This is a genomic window from Lysinibacillus sp. CD3-6, assembly GCF_006351725.2.
Taxonomy (GTDB): domain Bacteria; phylum Bacillota; class Bacilli; order Bacillales_A; family Planococcaceae; genus Lysinibacillus.
Window position 1 is genome coordinate 3,491,843 of record NZ_CP085880.1, and the last position, 17,062, is coordinate 3,508,904.

A 17,062-nucleotide genomic window follows, 5' to 3' on the forward strand; every position below is an offset into this window, starting at 1 on the left:
ACTGAACATATCTTAATAAATTGTTCAGAAATAGAGGAGAGCTATTGGTGGATCGCCGAAAAAGAAAAACATTACAGGCTATTCAAGACGCCTGTTTTAAGTTATTACAGCAAAAAAGCTTTGATGAGCTAACTATTTCCGACATATCCGAGAAAGCAGATATTAGTCGTGGCACATTTTATTTACATTATGTAGACAAGTTCGATATGCTTGACCAATTTGAACAACAATTAGTGGATAAAATCAAACTAATTTTCGAAACGCATTTAAAAGATGTGAATTCGCCGAATGACCTTTTAAAGTCTAGATATCCAACATTTATTCAATTATTTACATGCTTAAAAGAAGAACAAATTTTATTTCAAATTATTCAACAAACGAAAGGCGCAACGTCATTTCAAACCGAACTAACGAAAGTACTTCAAAATGTCTTTCATCAGTCTCCTTCTATTCAAATTATTGGACAAGTAAAGTATTTACCATCTCATTTTTTCATCCCCATTTTGGCATCTGTCATTACTCGGGCTACCCAATTATGGTTAGATCAAACAGAAGATTACACACCTGAGCAATTAGCAAAAGGTATCTTAAACATTATGATTAATGGACCCGCAAGAGTAGCTGGATGGCTACCTGGAGAAGTGATTGATATTGATAAATTTTTAGATGAAAAGTAATCAATTAAAAAGAGGATGAAGCTAAAAAAGTTGCAGAATGGCTTACACAACAAAGAAAGGCACTAAACAAATCGTTTCATTTAGTGCCTTTCCTTTTAAGTATACGTAGCGTCAATTGATTACCTTTTCCAAGAATGTTACTCCACAAAATGGCCCTTTAATGAAAACGAGCGCTGATCCTTATTACACTGGGTACTGCACCCAATTGTTCAATACCTTATTGAAGATAAGTACCCGTTAGCTTAATAAACATCTGTTAGTCTTCATCAAAAAAAAGTTGCAGTGGATAAATTTAATAGTAGTGCTACTATTATTGCTAAACCTAAACTTAATTCACAACTTACAATATAAAGCGTTTTTTCATTATATTTATATTTTATTGATAATTATTTCCAAAAGTGATATTTTTTATATAAAGGAGGTAATTATATGGGTTATTTATTTGGATTCATTTTTTTATTAATAGGTATTTGGCAGATAATAATAACCTGGCGAACATTCACAGGTCTCAAGAAAGACGGAGATAAAAGTACTTCTCCTTTTATTATGCTAGGTCTTTGGAATAGTTTAGTATTTGCCATAATTTTTATTGCTGTTTCAATCGGATGTTTCTTTATCAATTTTTAAATATTTCTATTGAATATTGTTTTCGTTGTTCATTACTTTACAAAGAATGTGATAAGCCAATCTCGTTTTTCAATCGTCTTAAGCAGTATATTAAGTATCGAACCAATACAAATCCAAACAAAGCATAAATGAGTGATTCTATAAAATACCCCAAACTCCCATTATGTAATATTTCACCATAAATTCTTATTCACACTTCAATCCTCCGTTAAGAAAAATTATAATGAAGCACATCTTTCGAATTTTTGACTTCTCAAATTTTAACAATATATTCCCTTAATATATATATGTATTTTTTTCCTTATTGTACTAACCTGCACCATTAGTTAAAGTGTAATTCTTCACAATCTGCCCTATATGTTAACATAAATATCCAGATCTTATAAAAGTGGTGTTCCATTATATGGCCCTTTAATAAAAACGAACGCTGATTCTTGTTACAGAATCGCGCCCGATTGTTGAGAATCGAGATAGTGATTTGTACCTTCATTTTTCTATACAAAGCACCTGTTACTTTGAGTGCAATTTTACTCAATCTATTAAGGACACTCAAAAAAACTATCTAAAGAAGTTTTTTATAGCATCCATGCGTATTTTAGATTCACATACTTCGCAACGGAAAATCTTATTCGTTCTTTCCTTGAATAATCTATATCTTAGTGAATCCTCATACACTCTGAATTTTTGTCTACAACTACTACAAACTATCTCATAGAAAAACATAGTTCTCCTCCTGCTGACACATTACTTTTTAGTTGATCTCTCAAAGATTGTAACCAGTTCGTTAGTATATTCCTGCACATCAAACTGGGAATTTCTCATTAATTCAATGGTAAATCCGTCAATAGCATTTCTTATTGTTAATGCCATAACCCTTGCCGATAGTTTGGTGAATTCTCGGAAAATTCCTTCTTGCATTCCGAGTGTGAGAATATTTTCAATTGGAAGTAATACAGTTTCATCATGCTCTTTTGCAAACCGAAGTTTCCCGTCAGCAGTTCTCAAATTCGAACCCATTTCTATAATAGCGAAAACATGTTGTTGATTTTCATATATGAATTTAAGATTGGTTTCAATATAAACTCGAAGCATTTCTTTAGGCGATTTTTGAGCTTCTATAAGGGGAACAGTATAGGCTTGCCAAGCCATATAATATTCAATAGCTATTTGCTCCAATAATTCCTCTTTATTTGCAAAGTGATATGAAATAACCCCCTTACTGATTTTTGCACGTTTTGCAATTTGACCTAAAGAGGCTTGAGAATAACCAAGTTCTGCGATTGTTTCTATTGCATATTCAACAATTTGAGTTCTACGGGCTTTTTCAATAAATGATAATTCTTTTTGGTTAGTTAGTTTATTTTTTTTACTCATGTTTTTATTTTAGTACACTCGTACAAAAAAATCAAAAAATGCTGTAGATTCTCTTAATATTTTTTGAATCCCTTTACAACAAAACTTTCACTTTAGTTAATGTGTATTTCTTTAAAACCCGAAACCCATTATATATAAATAATGACTTCCTTTCGTCTGCAATCTGGCCCTATTACTGAAAAAGGCACAATTCATCTTCATGAATTGCGCACTTAAAAAGAAAAAGGGCCTTTTCTAATTCAAAGAAAGCGCCCGTGAATGAAATAACTGTAAAGCTTATGAAGCTTTTTTAAAAGCTGCGTTATATAAAGGTGAGATGATGTAATTCTATTACTACAAATCGGAGGATAACATTCCATATACAAACATACCTATTCGTTCACACAATTTTTGTGAAGCTGTATTCCGTGCATCAAGATTGGCTTGTATACGATGTACATTAAATTCACTAAATAATTTATTAACCAAAGTACTAACCGCTTCTGTTGCCAAACCTTTTCCAGCTACTTCATTAGAAAAACCATAACCAATCTCTACAGTGTCTTAGTCCTGATATTCTTCACAAATGAGCTTTTTCATTTTATAGATTATTGAAATCATTTGATGAAATCACGAATGTAACTTGCTCAATGTTCAGCCATACTTCCAATGTTATTTAAAAACCATGTTTATCAGATGGTAATTATCACTTCAGTTCCTGTTCCCGCATTGCCTTTGAATTTAGCAAAGTCTGTCTTGTAAAGTTCTAAATTGCACAATTCTCACTATTGCAATCTAGTTAATTATAAATTGCCCCGTTAGCTTAAGTACATTGTTTCACAGTCTCACATCAAGATTAACATAAAATTAATTTAGAAGTGTTAATCAATTTAATGGCCCTTTAATAGAGGAAGACGCATTCCTTATTAAAGAAATGCGCCCGCTTGTGGAAGATTATAACCATAATTCTTGTTAAACTAAAGCAGCCCGTTAGTTGAAGAACTAATTTTACGCTTAACTCCCTTATAATTTGTATGGTACTATATTATTCCGCATGTTCTTTCATTAATTTATCAAGTGCTTTACCATAAGCATCTTTGTTTTCCTTACTTAATTCATAAAGTGCGTTTTTCCAATTATCTCCATCTACACCTGATAAATGTGGAGTACTTTTTAGTACAGCTTCTTGCATATTCGGTTTATCCTCTTTACTAGCGTCTTTAATAAGCTTTGTTGCTTTTCTTGCATCTGTTACCCCTACTTGTATGTCTTTGTGAATGTCTTTGTATTTATCAGGAACTTTTACATATTCCATATTGTCTAATATCTTATCCATCTTGTTTGCTGTTTTTAAAAGATCTTTTTCTTTTTCTTTGTCTTCCATAGCTTTCATCGAGTTTACTATGAATAAATCCTTCATGTATTGAAACTCTACTAATTGTTCACAAATATAATAGGGATACTGTTTCTCTGATATTACTGTTTTCATTGTTGATTTGCTTAACTGCTCAGTCTTAGGAGTAGACTCTTTATTTTCTACCGCACAACCTACTAATAATAGAATAGGTATTGCTAATGATACGAGTTTCGTTGCTTTCATTATATATCCTCCTTTTAGAAAGTATTGTAATTCTACATGAGTGTCTTGATTGAATGAAAGTTTTTTAAAAGTATTTACTGTATAAATCTTGTCTTAGCTTTCCGCTTAGTAGAGCGTATATCTTTGTAGTCTTACTCTTTTCATGACCCAGTAAACTTTGAATGACATCAATTGGCGCACCGTTATTAATCATATGCGTTGCATAGCTGTGTCGTAATTGATGCGGATGTATACTCTTTTTTATACTAGCACAATTTGATATGCGCTTGATAATATAGCTTAAATTATCAATGCTCATTCGTCTTTCGGCCTTCTGTCCGTAATAAACAAACAAAGTTCTTTATCCTCTCGTTCATCTAAATACCTTTTTAACTAAATAGAACAGCAGGTATTAAAGTACACCTCCCTATCTTTATCACCTTTCCCTTGTACAATTACTGAATTCGATTGAAAATCGATATCTTCTCGATTTAATTTTACAATTTCACCAATACGGCAGCCAGTTGAATACATAAACTCAAATAGTGCTTTCTCCATTGTTGTTTGACAAGCTTCCCTTAGATGTTCTATCTCTAATTCTGAGAGAAATTTAGGAATCCTTTTACTTAATTTCGGCTCTTTTAATTTAGCTACAGGATTTTTTGAGTATAACCTTCTTCATGTGACCATCTAAATAATGATTTAACACAACGAATCCTATGTCCTAAACTGGAAGGCTTTAAGTGGTCTCCTGATCGTATTAAATATTCTTTTAATCTATCTGTATTAAATTCGTTCATATCAATATCACCAAAAAATCGTAATAATACATTTTATTGAAAACAATATGTTTTTAATGTAAGCGATGAATATCCTTCGATTTTTTTATCCTGTTGATACTTTTTCCACGCTTCGGATAATAACATGTGTCTTTCACTCTCCTACTAAGTTAAATCTAGTATTCTATATTTTATTATGTTCAGAGAGAGGCTGTTTCATACAGAGATTATTCAATAAGCTAATATATTAATAATTTATGAAGTATTGTTAACCAGAAAATAGAAAAGGGGCCTTCCCCTATTTCCAGGAAAGCGCCCGATTGTTGAAGTTCATTTTTCAGTGTCCCGAACTTACATTTAGGAACGTTATTAATATTTATTATGTATGCTTTATAAATCATTGTTGCACTAAAACATCCGTTAGTTAAATAAAGGAAATGCCTTTAATTATTGAACCGCAGAAAATTGTTCAAGAGTCTTCCACTTAATAATTTTCTCACTTTTTTCTCCGTTAACTTTAAAACTGATTTTTACTCTTCGGTCAATATCGTTCTTTACGTTCTCAGTTGAAAGTTTAAGAACAATTTTTCCTTTACCGTTGATTTCAAAGTTATTAATACTTTTTATATCTCCTATATCTCTATCTCCATAAACTCCCGATTTCTTTAATGGGTCAACACCGAAAATTTCATACTTAATACCATCTTCCTCGTATGTAACAGGAATTCCATCGCTTTTAACCAACTCAATCGACTCTATTGTCACAGATGATTCACCTGTCCATTCAATTGGAACAACAAGATGGTAAGTTTCATTTGATTTAAGGTCAAATCCAAAATTTCCTAAAAGGAAATCACCTGTTACAGCCTTCTATTGTTCACTGCAACCTACTACTGTAAACAAACAGAATAAGATGGTTATACATAATAAAATTTTTTTCATAATAATACCCCCTGATAATTATTATTATTGTATTAGGGGTCACCTCACATTTACTAAACTCTGTCCGTTTATTTCAACGACCAAGAGCAGGTCGTTGCGGTGCCTGCTCCTGTCATAATCATTTCACTGTTGTTCCCCGTTAGCTTAATGCCAATTCCCACTTAGAAAATCAACGCAAGTTCTTATCCTAAATCGGGAATGAATAAAAGACCTTGTCCTGAGTCTTTAACAAGGTCTTGCATCATTAAAATAAAAAAGCCGTGGGCTATTCACGGCTTCTAATGGATGAATGTCCTTGTCCCCCGACAATATCACGACGCAATCAAGCGTGCGCCTTCTTAGAGCTCCCTTTACATTCGATAGTACCCAGTAGATTAGGTGTATCCATCAATGCGGCACACGCTGCAGACCAGGCTGGGTCTTCAGGGTAGAGCGCGGTACGGAGATAGGACCAGACGAGCGCTCGCAGCGCAGCCACGCGCTCGGGGTTTTCGTCAGTCGTTTCCTTCGCGTCGTACGCGGCTACCCCGCCTAGCCCATGCTCCGCTCCGAACAGCGTCAGCAGGCTTTTGGGGCCTGGGCTCAAGAAGTACGCATCAGAGTGCCAATCCTTGCGATTGGAGAACGCGGGGCTCCAGTCGTTATCGCCCACGACGACGAGGGCTGGTGTTGTCATTGTGGCGAAGCTAGTTGTCTTCAATACCGGGTAGTGCTCGGTTGCGAATGTGGCGAGGTCCTCACCTTTGCCTGGCGCAGCCAACAGTACACCCGCCTTGATCCTAGAGTCGGCTAGATTCACTTCCGTCCCATCGACCAGATCAGTAACCCCCTGACCACACAGCATGCCTACCGTATGCCCGCCCATTGAATGCCCGACTGCGGCGATCCGGCTCCGGTCTAGGCGTCCACCGAGCCCTGGAACAGCAGCCTCAATCTGCTCGAGGTGATCGAGAATGTAGCGCATGTCCTCTGCTCGTGACCGCCAAAACAACGGTGCCTCTGGGTTATCTGATTCACGCAAACCTAGCACCTTGGAGTCCAAGTGAGTGGGCTGGATAACGACAAAGCCGTGAGCTGCCCAGAAGTCTGCGAGGGGGCCATAGCCGTGTAGAGATGATACAAAGTTCGAAGGCCCATGACCGTGCGAAAGAAGAATTACGGGCAAGTCGCTCCCCGTCGAGGGTGCAGAGACCTTGATCTGCAAATCCACAATCCGCCCTGGGACCGAAAGCACCACGGGGCTGAAGGATATAACAGGTGTAGAATCGTTGACAGGACCGGCAACTTCAGTGAACGGCTTGCTCATGGAACGCTCTTTCTTTGGATTAATCTGCATTAGTAACACTCTCCTTTTTTGGACCATCCTATTTTTAGGATGGTCCATTCTTTGAGATCGCTGTGATCAATTATTCTTACTTGGATTCAATTCGTCCTAACGGATTGGTACTCTCCTCCAGGTCTTTGCGTGCTTCTATCCAGCTGGAATTGTCGAGGTCGAGCGTATCGCGCAAGTACGACCACGTGAGCTGCCTAAGCAAAGCAACTCGTTCGGGGTTCTCGTCCGTTGTCTCCGCAACGTTGTACCCAGAGATTCCGCCAAGTATATGCTCTGCCCCGAAGAGGGTGAGCAGGCTCTTGCTGCCAGGGCTCAGGAAGTAGGGGTCCGTGAACCAGTCAGGCCCCCGAGTGGACAGGTGGGATTGATCCTGATCCCCAGCGACCACAAGAGTCGGCGTCCTCATCTCAGAGAAGCTCGGATGCATGAAAGAAAAGTGCTCTGCTGCGAACGGAGTCAAATCAGCTCCACCAAGGCCAGTCGTGGAAAGCAATACGCCCGCCTTGATCCGCGAGTCGGACATGTCCTCTCCTGGTTCGCCATTGGCATCGAGGACTCGCGCGCCAAGTAGCATGCTCACCGTTTGGCCTCCCCAGGAGTGTCCGGCTGCGGCAATACGACTTCGGTCGAGACGTCCGCTGAGGCCTGGTACGGAAGCTTCAATAAAATCAAGTTGGTCAAGGATGAGCTTCAGGTCTTCGACTCGGAAACGCCAAATCAGTGGTGTACGATGATCGTCAGGAGGGAGATTCAGCGTCCTCGAGTCGAGATGGGTGGGTTGAATGACCACGAAGCCTTGAGCAGCCCAGTAGTCGACTAACGGACCGTAGCTGTCCATCGACCAACCAAAGCCATGCGAGAAAATAATAATAGGCAATTGGCTACCCGTCGCTGGCGCTGATACCCGCACTTGCAAATCCTCGCCACGAATCGGGGCCGATAGTATTACCGGCTTAAAAGAGATAACTGGAGTAGACGTAATTACGTTCATTTGCATAATGGATGTTCCTTTCTTGGTCTTCTCAGAAATAGTAAGGTTGATATATCAACCTTACGCAACTGTATCACATTGCAGTTGACACGTCAACTATGCTATAATGATTCCATGAATAATAGCGAACTGAACGAAGAAGAAATTCAATTATGGTATAAGTGGAAAGGCTCCTTTCACAGCATTTTCGGTCGCGTAATCAAAGAGATGTCCGATCACACGGGACTATCAGAGGGCGATTATGGAGTACTGGATCGGTTAGACCTTCTGGGGAACGGCAGCCTTCGTCAACAGGAACTGGCCGAATCCATGGACTGGGATAAGAGCCGATTGTCACATCATCTGACGCGGATGGAGAAACGCAGGATGGTGATGAGGAAGCCATTAGACAACAATCGCGGTGTTCAGGTCATCATTACTCCCATTGGCAAATCAGCCTTAAATGATGCCCGTCCCATCGTCACCATGGCCATACGCAAACATTTTCTGGATCAATTAACCGATCAAGACGTGGAGTCGATTACGAAGTTGGCGGAAAGAACAAAAAAAAGGAGCTGACGCATCTTATAATGCCCCAACGCCATGACCACATATTTTTAAGTCCCTTCCACCAAAACGATGGAGGGGGCTTTTGCTTTCCAAAAGCAAAAGCCCCCCCTAGGTATCGCAACATTCTCTGACTTTAAAAACAAGCAGTTGAGTTGCAATTAGCAATTTTATAATACATGCTTCAAGTTCCGTGAGATGGTGAGGAATGGAACGAAAATAACGCCAAATATAGGCGTTTCAGATGCAGACATATTCCTTTTATCCTATGTGGTTATTGAAGATAACTGCCAGTTAACTCAATGGTGCAAACTACCAATTCAGTCTAACACTATAATTTCTCAGTATACAACTTTCTTTTCTTTTCTTTTCCTTATGAGAAGAAGCGCGTCATCGAGGAGCGATGCTGTACATACACTGTTTTTTCTCCGTTCACCCATAAACGACCGTTTTTGGTAACAAAAAGGAGACTCTCTAAAAAGTTAAAAACCTACTAAAATACATGACCAAAAATATAACCAAAATCTAACTACCAATAACCTGTTTTAAGTGCTATTTTGCACCATGAACAAATATAAAAAGTCCAATCTCTCAACATTAAAATTAAGAAATTGGACCAGTTTTTCACTTCACAAACGCGCCCGATTGTTGATGATCGTTATTGAACTAAAGCCCCCGTTACTTTAATAAGGATGTGCTTTAAAAGTAATCGGGGATATGTAGTGATATGGAGTCGATCTCATTTTCTTTTGAGTAATACATACAAACACTGTCTTTATATTTTTGACAATCATTAGGTAGTACAATAAAACCTAATCCTTTGTAAAATTCTATCCCAATATCACTATAAAGGAAAAAGTTATTACAGTTTTCTTCCTGTTCTAGTTTATTTATCGTTTCTTTGACCAATAAAGAAGCGTATCCTTTTTTTCTTAAATATAAAGGAGTAGCGATTGAACCAATCCCTTTTACAATTTGGTCTTCAGAAAGATTTAGTTCATATACGATGAGGGAGCTTAATAGTTGCTTTGTATCTGTTGCTTCAAGAACGTACTACATTCCCTTTTTATACTTATTGGAAGCCTGGCACATAGTTATATATTCTTTATATGGCAGATTATCTCCCCAAACATCATAGCCCATCTTATAAATTTCTATCAGCTGATTCTTATTACAGAATCGCGCCCGATTGTTGAGTATCGTTTTCCAACTAAAGTCCATCAATATAGAAGTGATAAAAAGATGCAGATTTATAATTTGTTTTAAGAACTATTGTTTTCACAGCATTACCTATGTATCTAAACTTTATAATAAATAGGCATTATACAGTTAAAATATCCCTCGAAAATATCTTTTCGAGGGTAAAATTATAATCTTTTATTAATTACTGAGCTGTTAAGCCACCATCAATTACAAATTCAGAACCTGTTGAGTAGCTAGATTCATCTGAAGCTAAGAATAATACCATGTTTGAAACCTCTTCAGGTTGCGCAATACGTTTTAATGGGATGAATTTCGCGAATTCTTTGATAACATCTTTTGCATCTGCTTGTTGGATCATTGGTGTTGCAATTACGCCAGGGTGTACTGAGTTAACACGGATTCCTTTATGTGAAAGTTCAATTGCTGCAGCTTTCGTCATACCACGTACTGCGAATTTTGTATCTGTATAACCAATTGCACCAGCAACTAAGCCGTTCATTGAAGAAATATTCACAATTGAACCGTTACCTGCTTTCTCCATTGAAGGTACAACTGTGCGCATACCTAAAAATACGGACAATTGGTTAATGTCCACGATAAGACGATATTCTTCTAACGACATATCCATCATTGATTTGTTGACAGATAACCCTGCATTATTAACTAAAATATTAACTGGTCCAAATGCTTCTTCAGCTTTTGCTACAACAGCAACCCAATCTTCTTCACTTGTTACATTTTGTTTTACAAAAATTGCATTTTCACCTAATTCAGCTGCGAATGCTTGTCCTTTTTCCTCATTTAAATCAGTTAATACAACTTTCGAGCCCTCTTCTACAAAGCGTTTTGCATGTGCAGCACCCATACCTTGTGCAGCACCAGTGACGATTGCCACTTTATTTTCTAAACGTCCCATAAGAACACCTCCATAATAATCATCCTCATTCCACCAACTAATTTCCACTTTGTAAAACTAATAGCTTGTAAAATGCAGAAATTTTATTTTTCCTAATATACAATAAATTTTAAGTGAACTAAAGAAAGAACAGCCTTTTAAGACGATTTTCCCCCATTTCAATTGTTCGATTCAACCCATATTTTGGGGAAGAATCAGAAAATCTAAATTTATAACAATTTTATTATAGCGTTGTCCACCAACCATTAATGAGTATAGAAATCAGATTCATCGTACACTCGCCTTCTTATTGTAATAGTGATCATAGTGATCCTCCATCTACAACTAATTCGATTCCTGTCATAAATTGTGATTCATCAGAGGCTAAAAATAGCACAGCATTGGCAACATCTGATGGTTGTCCTAATTTATTCAATGGGATGGTTGATAACGCTTATTCACGGCTTGCTGAATCTCCAGTAAATTGCGCAATCATAGGCGTTTCAATGGTACCTGGATGTACAGAGTTAACGCGAATATTATACTTCGCATAATCGAGAGCAACGTTTTTCGTTAATGTTCGTAGTCCACCCTTTGAGCTATTGTACGCAGCGTTTCCAATTCCATAAATCCCTGACAAAGAAGAAATATTAATGATACTACCACCACCATTTTCCTTCATTTGAGGGATGACAGCTTTCATACCTAAAACGAAGTCCCATGTCTTTTCATCTATACCTCCAATTGTATGTCCTATTGGTCCTGTAACACCTGCATTATTTACTAATATATCCACTTTACCGAACGATTGAATCGCTTGATCTACAACATTTTGCCACTCTTCACTCGATGTGCATTGTGTGAAACCGCAATTACTTCTCCACCATTTGATTGAATTTTAGCTACAACCTTTTCTAAAAGCTCTAAATTAATATCTGTTGCAACTACCTTTGCGCCTTCATGGGCAAATAAACGAGCCTCCTCAGCACCTTGACCACTCGCAGCACCTGTAATGATGGCAACTTTCCCTAATTAACGCATGATTTATCCTCCCATTCAAAATCAATTTAGTTTAGTTTACAAATTGTAAACTAGTCCACACTTAAATTATACTAAATTATTATATTTTGTAAAATATATACATAACAAAATATAATAATTTACATTCTCTTTTATAAGACATATAAAAATAGCCACTCTGTCCGAAAACAGAGTGGCTTGTTGAGTAGAACTTTTTTTTGGGGGGTATTTTCTTGTCAATATTATACTAATTAAGGCATTCGTTTTATATAAGGCCCATTTAGCGATAGTTCAATGAGTGTTTTTGCCATTTCAACGGGAGGTGTTTCATAATTGGTTGTAATCCACCATCTTACACATTCTAAATAGGCACCTGCTGCATAGGCAATGATGAGCTGTTCATTTACATTAATTAAAAACGGACGCGTCTTAGAGAAAAAAATTCCATCTCGTACATATTCTTTTAATATTTCTTGGATGCCATTTGTAAACAGCGCATCCGTTTGATAGATAAGCAACGTCTCATATGCTATGTGATTTTTTTGAACATGTTCAAAAAACAAAATTAAGTTTTCTGGCTTCTCTTCTTCTGTAATTTCATCAAGCGACTTTGGATTAAGAATGGTAAGTGCTTGTTTCAATTCCAAAAGTAATTCTTCAATCATTGCTTTTCGTAATTCATTCGTATCTTTATACAGTTTATAAAACGTCGGTCTTGTTACCTCTGCCTTTGCGCAAACTTGTTGTATCGATAATTGTTCATGTCCTTCAATTATCAATGACAAATATGCTTCATGTAACTTCTCTTTTGATCTTACTTGTCTTGGATCTAATTTCATTTCATCACCTACTAGTCATAATAGTAGCATGAAACGATTTTTTTTAAAATTTAAATTACAATGCTGTTCATCCACCATCGATGACTAATTCAACACCTACACTTGTCATAAAGCGTGATTCATCTGATGCTAGGAATAATACACCATGTGCCACATCTTCAGGCTCTCCCATGTATGGTAATTGTGTATGCGCTTGATAGAATGGCATACCTGCCTCCATCGTATGTGCTGTCATAGGTGTCACGATAATACCAGGATGTGATGAGTTGACACGGATTTTATCATTAACGTATTCAACAGCTGCTGATTTTGATAAAGCACGTAATGCACCTTTTGCAGCTGTGTAAGGACTAAATCCTGCCATTCCTACAATACCACCATAGATGAAATATTAATCACTGAGCCACCACCAGCATTTTGCATTTTAGGAATCGCGTATTTTATGCCAAGTACACAACCATTTAAGTTAATGTCCATGACCCAATTCCATTCATCCATTTCCATCGTCGCAAAATTTTTATTAAATGCTACACCTGCATTATTCACTAACACATCTACTTTGCCATACGTTTCAACTGTTTTCGCAACAACGGCTTTCCATTCTTCTTCTGAAGCTACGTTATCTTCATTACCAAAATGTCACTACCTGCTTCTTTAAATTCTGCTGCAAGCTTCATTAATTTTTCTTCGTTCACGTCTGTAGCTACTACTTTTGCCCCTTCACGAGCGAAGATTTACGCTTCAGAAGAGCCCATCCCATTAGCAGCACCCATAATAATGGCTACTTTACCATGTAAACGCATATTTTCTCCTCCTTATCGAACGAACTTAGTTTACAGAATGTAAAATAGTTCATATAATAAATTAACGAAATGAATTCTAATATACAACCTAAAAGTTCATTTTGTAAAATTTCAAAGAGGTGTTTTAACATGAATCGTTTAGAAAACAAAGTAGCTATCGTAACAGGTGCCGCATCAGGCATGGGGGAAACAACAGTAAAACTATTCGCTGCACAAGGTGCGAAAGTAGTAGCAGCTGATATTAATGTCGCTGGATTAGAGCGTGTTGTAGCTGAAGTTAAAGCAGCTGGCGGAGAAATCGTAGCCAAACAAGTGGATATTGGTAATGAAGAAATGATCAAAGAAATGATTCAAACAGCTGTTGATACGTATGGCCGTTTAGACATTTTAATGAATAATGCTGCACGTTTAGATTTCCATAAAGATGTAGACGTAAAAAATATGGATGTATTTGAGTGGGATGAAACAATGCGTTACAACTTGAAATCTGTTATGTTAGGTACAAAATACGCGCTTCCAGTGATGTTAGATAACGGTGGTGGTTCAATCATCAACACAGCATCAATGGGTGGACAAGTAGGCGAAATGACAAAATCAGCTTATGCTGCAGCAAAAGCAGGGGTTATTTCATTAACACGCTCAACGGCTGTACAATTCGGTAAACAAGGTATCCGTTGTAACGCAATTTCACCTGGTATGGTATTACCAAAAGATCGTATCGACAATGCACCAGAAGCTTTAGCTTCCTTAATCGATATTTACAAAGATATCAAATTATTAAATCGTATCGGTGATCCAATGGATATCGCAAACTTAGCTTTATTCTTAGCAAGCGATGAGTCTTCATTCATTACTGGTCAAATAATTAACTCAGACGGTGGTATGCTTGTACAAAACCCTACTGTAAATGCTGTGAAAAATGCTAATTTAAACTGGTAAGCCTATAGCTAATATTTATTTACAATGAATAAGTTAGTTTTATTTTAAAGAAGTTCTTCTAAAATGTTTTTGGTTTCCTTTAAATCCACTAGCTATATAAAAGCCTGCTCAATTGAGCAGGCTCTTTATTCATTATCTAAAGAAATTATTTAGAACTTAAAAAAGTATTTTATCCTAGTGTTAATATATCTAGCCTCTTCGAGGGCTTCAATAATATCTATTTTATTAACGATTAATCTTTAACAAACAATTCTTTTCATTAGAAATTTAATTTTCCATAAATTTTATTGATTTGACATTCTGCTTTCCAAACATTTCTTCCACTATTCTTCCTTTTAAATTCATGATGGATACTCAAGCTATTTTATAATTCAAATATAAGATTAATTATTTTCAAAATAAAGCTCGATTTTTTAACATAATTACCCCGACTTTTAAAAAGACGATATTCAATTAAATGGCCCTTTAATGGAATAACTAAAACATACCTCAATTTAAAAAGGTATCAAGGTTGAAACCCTGGATTTCGCCCCTACTCTAGGGTACTATTGCTGATACCAGTCTATTTTTGCTTTCCAATAATTTAATATTGTGTTTTGACCTTCTTAAGACCCTGTCAGCGTCCTTGGGGGCTTTTCAATGTAAATAAGTCGGACATTCTCGCATAATGGGGCCCTGAGAGACGACCTACCGGCTTAAAGTTGGCTAAATCTATTTTCCCATCTTTGTATAGTGTATCTTCGATGTGGATTTTAACTACACGACCAATAACGAGGTTTGATGATCCTGGTCCTTCCCCAAATGTTAGCATATTCTCCAATACACATTCCATTTGTATGGGACTTTCTTTAACCCGAAACGGCAACACTTTCGAGCTGGGAATAGGTGTTAAACCGGATTCTTGAAACTCATCTATGTCTGGTGCAAATTCTATGGATGTTTCATTCACTTTCGTTACAATATCCTCTGTCACGATATTGATTACAAATTCTCCTGTTTCTTCTATGTTTCGTGTGGTATCTTTCTTCGTACCATCTTCGGGTCGAATCATAGGAGCAAAGGCTACCATAAATGGCCAAGGACAAACGCCGCAAAAATTACTGAAAGGGGCAAGATTTGGAATACCTCCCTTTGAGATAGTAGAGACCAAAGCAATCGGTCTAGGCAAAATAGAGCCTGTATATAATTTGTAGCTGTCTTTCCACGTAAGTTTTTCAGGGGTAATTTCCACGTTAATTTCATCCTTTCTTGATTAATTTTTATATAAAATTGACTGATTAATGACCTTTACATTCAGATATCATGGCAATTCCTCCTAAACTATTATGGATGCAGTATACAAATTAGAGTCGACTCGAAGTCAAGGGAGGATTTAAAAAGAGTGAGAGTTCGTAAAACTTGACTTAGAGCTAGCTCTAAGGTGTACGATTACTTCATTCCATTATTACAAAGGAGGAAGCATTCAATGCTCACAATTAGTCAAGTGTCAGAAAGAACGGGTTTAACCCCTTATACATTGCGTTATTACGAGAAAATTGGAGTTCTGAAAGGACCAAATCGCAGCGAAGGAGGTGCAAGGGCATATACCGAGAGCGAAGTTTCATATATACTGTGTTTAAATAATTTAAAGAAGATAGGTTTATCACTTGAGGAGATCACAGAATTTACTCGCGACGGTTGTGTAATGGAAAAAATACAGCTAGGGGCAGACCCTACTAAATTTACTCCCACATTAAATAAACGAACAGAAATACTTTCGAAATATCTGTTGGATTTGGAAGCTAAGCAGCAGGAATTGAGCCACATGATTACACTTACAAAGGAGAAGCTAGCCGGCTATCACGAACTTTCCAAAGGTAGTTACGAAGCTCCGATACAAGTATGACCTTGAACTTAATGCCTTAAAATATGGCCAGAATACATGAATAAATAGAAGATGCATTACTTCACAATATGAGTTAATTATGTAGTAATCCATAATAATTAAATTGGGTATTCCATCACTTGTTACGAATACCCTAAATAACATTTCAAAAGCGGTCGTTTTGGAAACTTTCGTTAAAGAATGTTATTCAACAATCTGGCCCGTTTGTTGAATAAATCAATTACATTTATTTTCTAAGGGTACTATTTAAATGCTTAAAAAAGAATTGATTGATTAATAAAAATTAATGGAATAATGGTTATCTTGAAGTCTGCTCGGCAATTTGTATGCAATTAACCTTATTGCGGCTTAGTTCTATAACAGTCACCAAACGTTTTAGTAACACCTTATTTTGTGTAGAAAATGTGTAGAAACTTTTCATTTTCTATCCTTTCTAAAGTATTCTCAAAAAAGGAAAAGCGCCCCAAACCCTTGATGTCAAAGGATTTGAAGCGCTTTTTAGTTGGTTCAAACTTATTCTATCTGAACCTTTAGACGTCCCAGGAGGGATTCGAACCCCCGACCGACGGCTTAGAAGGCCGTTGCTCTATCCTGCTGAGCTACTGAGACATGATGTGTTTTCCTAATTTACTTTTCTCTTAGGAAAGA

13 protein-coding genes, 1 tRNA gene and 4 pseudogenes are annotated in these 17,062 nt (G+C 36.9%); 5 read left to right on the forward strand and 13 right to left on the reverse strand.

Features of this window, described 5'->3' with window-relative positions:
- Positions 1–47 precede the first annotated feature (47 nt).
- Together FH508_RS17390 and FH508_RS17395 are read left to right on the forward strand one after the other, a co-directional pair.
- Entirely contained in the window at positions 48–677 is a 630-nt protein-coding gene (locus FH508_RS17390; RefSeq protein WP_172772317.1) for a TetR/AcrR family transcriptional regulator, read from the forward strand.
- A gap of 429 nt (positions 678–1,106) precedes the next feature.
- The gene (locus FH508_RS17395) at positions 1,107–1,304 is read left to right on the forward strand and encodes a hypothetical protein (protein ID WP_172772318.1); all 198 of its coding nucleotides are present in this window, start codon (positions 1,107–1,109) and stop codon (positions 1,302–1,304) included.
- 744 nt (positions 1,305–2,048) lie between these two features.
- Here FH508_RS17395 and FH508_RS17405 read toward each other — a convergent pair.
- From FH508_RS17405 to FH508_RS17435, 7 genes and pseudogenes are all read right to left on the reverse strand, one after another.
- A complete protein-coding gene (locus FH508_RS17405) occupies positions 2,049–2,678 on the reverse strand; it encodes a TetR/AcrR family transcriptional regulator (RefSeq protein WP_172772319.1) in 630 nt (209 codons plus the stop codon).
- Positions 2,679–3,011: 333 nt separating this feature from the next.
- Positions 3,012–3,221: pseudogene (locus FH508_RS17410) on the reverse strand (GNAT family N-acetyltransferase); the annotation flags it as partial.
- Positions 3,222–3,702: 481 nt separating this feature from the next.
- Entirely contained in the window at positions 3,703–4,257 is a 555-nt protein-coding gene (locus FH508_RS17415) for a hypothetical protein (RefSeq protein WP_172772320.1), read from the reverse strand.
- A 64-nt stretch (positions 4,258–4,321) separates the two neighbouring features.
- Positions 4,322–5,162: pseudogene (locus FH508_RS17420) on the reverse strand (tyrosine-type recombinase/integrase).
- Positions 5,163–5,462: 300 nt separating this feature from the next.
- Positions 5,463–5,780 (reverse strand): hypothetical protein, encoded by a 318-nt coding sequence (locus FH508_RS17425; protein WP_172772323.1) that lies wholly within the window; start codon positions 5,778–5,780, stop codon positions 5,463–5,465.
- 499 nt (positions 5,781–6,279) lie between these two features.
- The gene (locus FH508_RS17430; protein ID WP_217270128.1) at positions 6,280–7,293 is read right to left on the reverse strand and encodes an alpha/beta hydrolase family protein; all 1,014 of its coding nucleotides are present in this window, start codon (positions 7,291–7,293) and stop codon (positions 6,280–6,282) included.
- A 76-nt stretch (positions 7,294–7,369) separates the two neighbouring features.
- Positions 7,370–8,290: an alpha/beta hydrolase family protein gene (locus FH508_RS17435; protein WP_172772324.1), complete on the reverse strand. Its 921-nt coding sequence runs from the start codon at positions 8,288–8,290 to the stop codon at positions 7,370–7,372.
- Between the two features lie 108 nt (positions 8,291–8,398).
- Here FH508_RS17435 and FH508_RS17440 point away from each other — a divergent pair, with 108 nt between their 5' ends.
- The gene (locus FH508_RS17440; protein WP_172772325.1) at positions 8,399–8,842 is read left to right on the forward strand and encodes a MarR family winged helix-turn-helix transcriptional regulator; all 444 of its coding nucleotides are present in this window, start codon (positions 8,399–8,401) and stop codon (positions 8,840–8,842) included.
- Between the two features lie 1,372 nt (positions 8,843–10,214).
- Here the strand turns inward: FH508_RS17440 and FH508_RS17445 are convergent.
- The 4 genes and pseudogenes from FH508_RS17445 to FH508_RS17460 form a co-directional block, all read right to left on the reverse strand.
- Positions 10,215–10,949 (reverse strand): glucose 1-dehydrogenase, encoded by a 735-nt coding sequence (locus FH508_RS17445; RefSeq protein WP_172772327.1) that lies wholly within the window; start codon positions 10,947–10,949, stop codon positions 10,215–10,217.
- Between the two features lie 301 nt (positions 10,950–11,250).
- Positions 11,251–11,945 (reverse strand): annotated as a pseudogene (locus FH508_RS17450) (SDR family NAD(P)-dependent oxidoreductase).
- 254 nt (positions 11,946–12,199) lie between these two features.
- A complete protein-coding gene (locus tag FH508_RS17455) occupies positions 12,200–12,787 on the reverse strand; it encodes a TetR/AcrR family transcriptional regulator (protein WP_172772328.1) in 588 nt (195 codons plus the stop codon).
- A 67-nt stretch (positions 12,788–12,854) separates the two neighbouring features.
- Positions 12,855–13,590, reverse strand: a pseudogene (locus FH508_RS17460) (SDR family NAD(P)-dependent oxidoreductase).
- A gap of 129 nt (positions 13,591–13,719) precedes the next feature.
- Here FH508_RS17460 and FH508_RS17465 point away from each other — a divergent pair.
- The gene (locus FH508_RS17465; protein WP_172772329.1) at positions 13,720–14,529 is read left to right on the forward strand and encodes an SDR family NAD(P)-dependent oxidoreductase; all 810 of its coding nucleotides are present in this window, start codon (positions 13,720–13,722) and stop codon (positions 14,527–14,529) included.
- A gap of 616 nt (positions 14,530–15,145) precedes the next feature.
- On the opposite strand, the gene FH508_RS17470 is transcribed toward FH508_RS17465, so the two are convergent.
- Complete coding sequence (locus FH508_RS17470) at positions 15,146–15,760, reverse strand: flavin reductase family protein (protein WP_172772330.1); 615 nt, start codon at positions 15,758–15,760, stop codon at positions 15,146–15,148.
- Between the two features lie 234 nt (positions 15,761–15,994).
- On the opposite strand from FH508_RS17470, the gene FH508_RS17475 reads away from it, so the two are divergent.
- A complete protein-coding gene (locus FH508_RS17475) occupies positions 15,995–16,414 on the forward strand; it encodes a MerR family transcriptional regulator (protein ID WP_172772331.1) in 420 nt (139 codons plus the stop codon).
- Between the two features lie 535 nt (positions 16,415–16,949).
- On the opposite strand, the gene FH508_RS17480 is transcribed toward FH508_RS17475, so the two are convergent.
- Positions 16,950–17,023, reverse strand: a tRNA-Arg gene (locus FH508_RS17480).
- Between the last annotated feature and the right edge of the window lie 39 nt (positions 17,024–17,062).

What these genes read in the sequence shown, in the direction of transcription:
- FH508_RS17430 (WP_217270128.1), bottom strand. Translation starts at nt 7,293, where the DNA reads ATGCAGATTAATCCAAAGAAAGAGCGTTCCATGAGCAAGCCGTTCACT.
- FH508_RS17465 (WP_172772329.1), top strand. Translation starts at nt 13,720, where the DNA reads ATGAATCGTTTAGAAAACAAAGTAGCTATCGTAACAGGTGCCGCATCA.
- FH508_RS17395 (WP_172772318.1), top strand. Translation starts at nt 1,107, where the DNA reads ATGGGTTATTTATTTGGATTCATTTTTTTATTAATAGGTATTTGGCAG.
- FH508_RS17440 (WP_172772325.1), top strand. Translation starts at nt 8,399, where the DNA reads ATGAATAATAGCGAACTGAACGAAGAAGAAATTCAATTATGGTATAAG.
- FH508_RS17405 (WP_172772319.1), bottom strand. Translation starts at nt 2,678, where the DNA reads ATGAGTAAAAAAAATAAACTAACTAACCAAAAAGAATTATCATTTATT.
- FH508_RS17445 (WP_172772327.1), bottom strand. Translation starts at nt 10,949, where the DNA reads ATGGGACGTTTAGAAAATAAAGTGGCAATCGTCACTGGTGCTGCACAA.
- FH508_RS17415 (WP_172772320.1), bottom strand. Translation starts at nt 4,257, where the DNA reads ATGAAAGCAACGAAACTCGTATCATTAGCAATACCTATTCTATTATTA.
- FH508_RS17455 (WP_172772328.1), bottom strand. Translation starts at nt 12,787, where the DNA reads ATGAAATTAGATCCAAGACAAGTAAGATCAAAAGAGAAGTTACATGAA.
- FH508_RS17475 (WP_172772331.1), top strand. Translation starts at nt 15,995, where the DNA reads ATGCTCACAATTAGTCAAGTGTCAGAAAGAACGGGTTTAACCCCTTAT.
- FH508_RS17435 (WP_172772324.1), bottom strand. Translation starts at nt 8,290, where the DNA reads ATGCAAATGAACGTAATTACGTCTACTCCAGTTATCTCTTTTAAGCCG.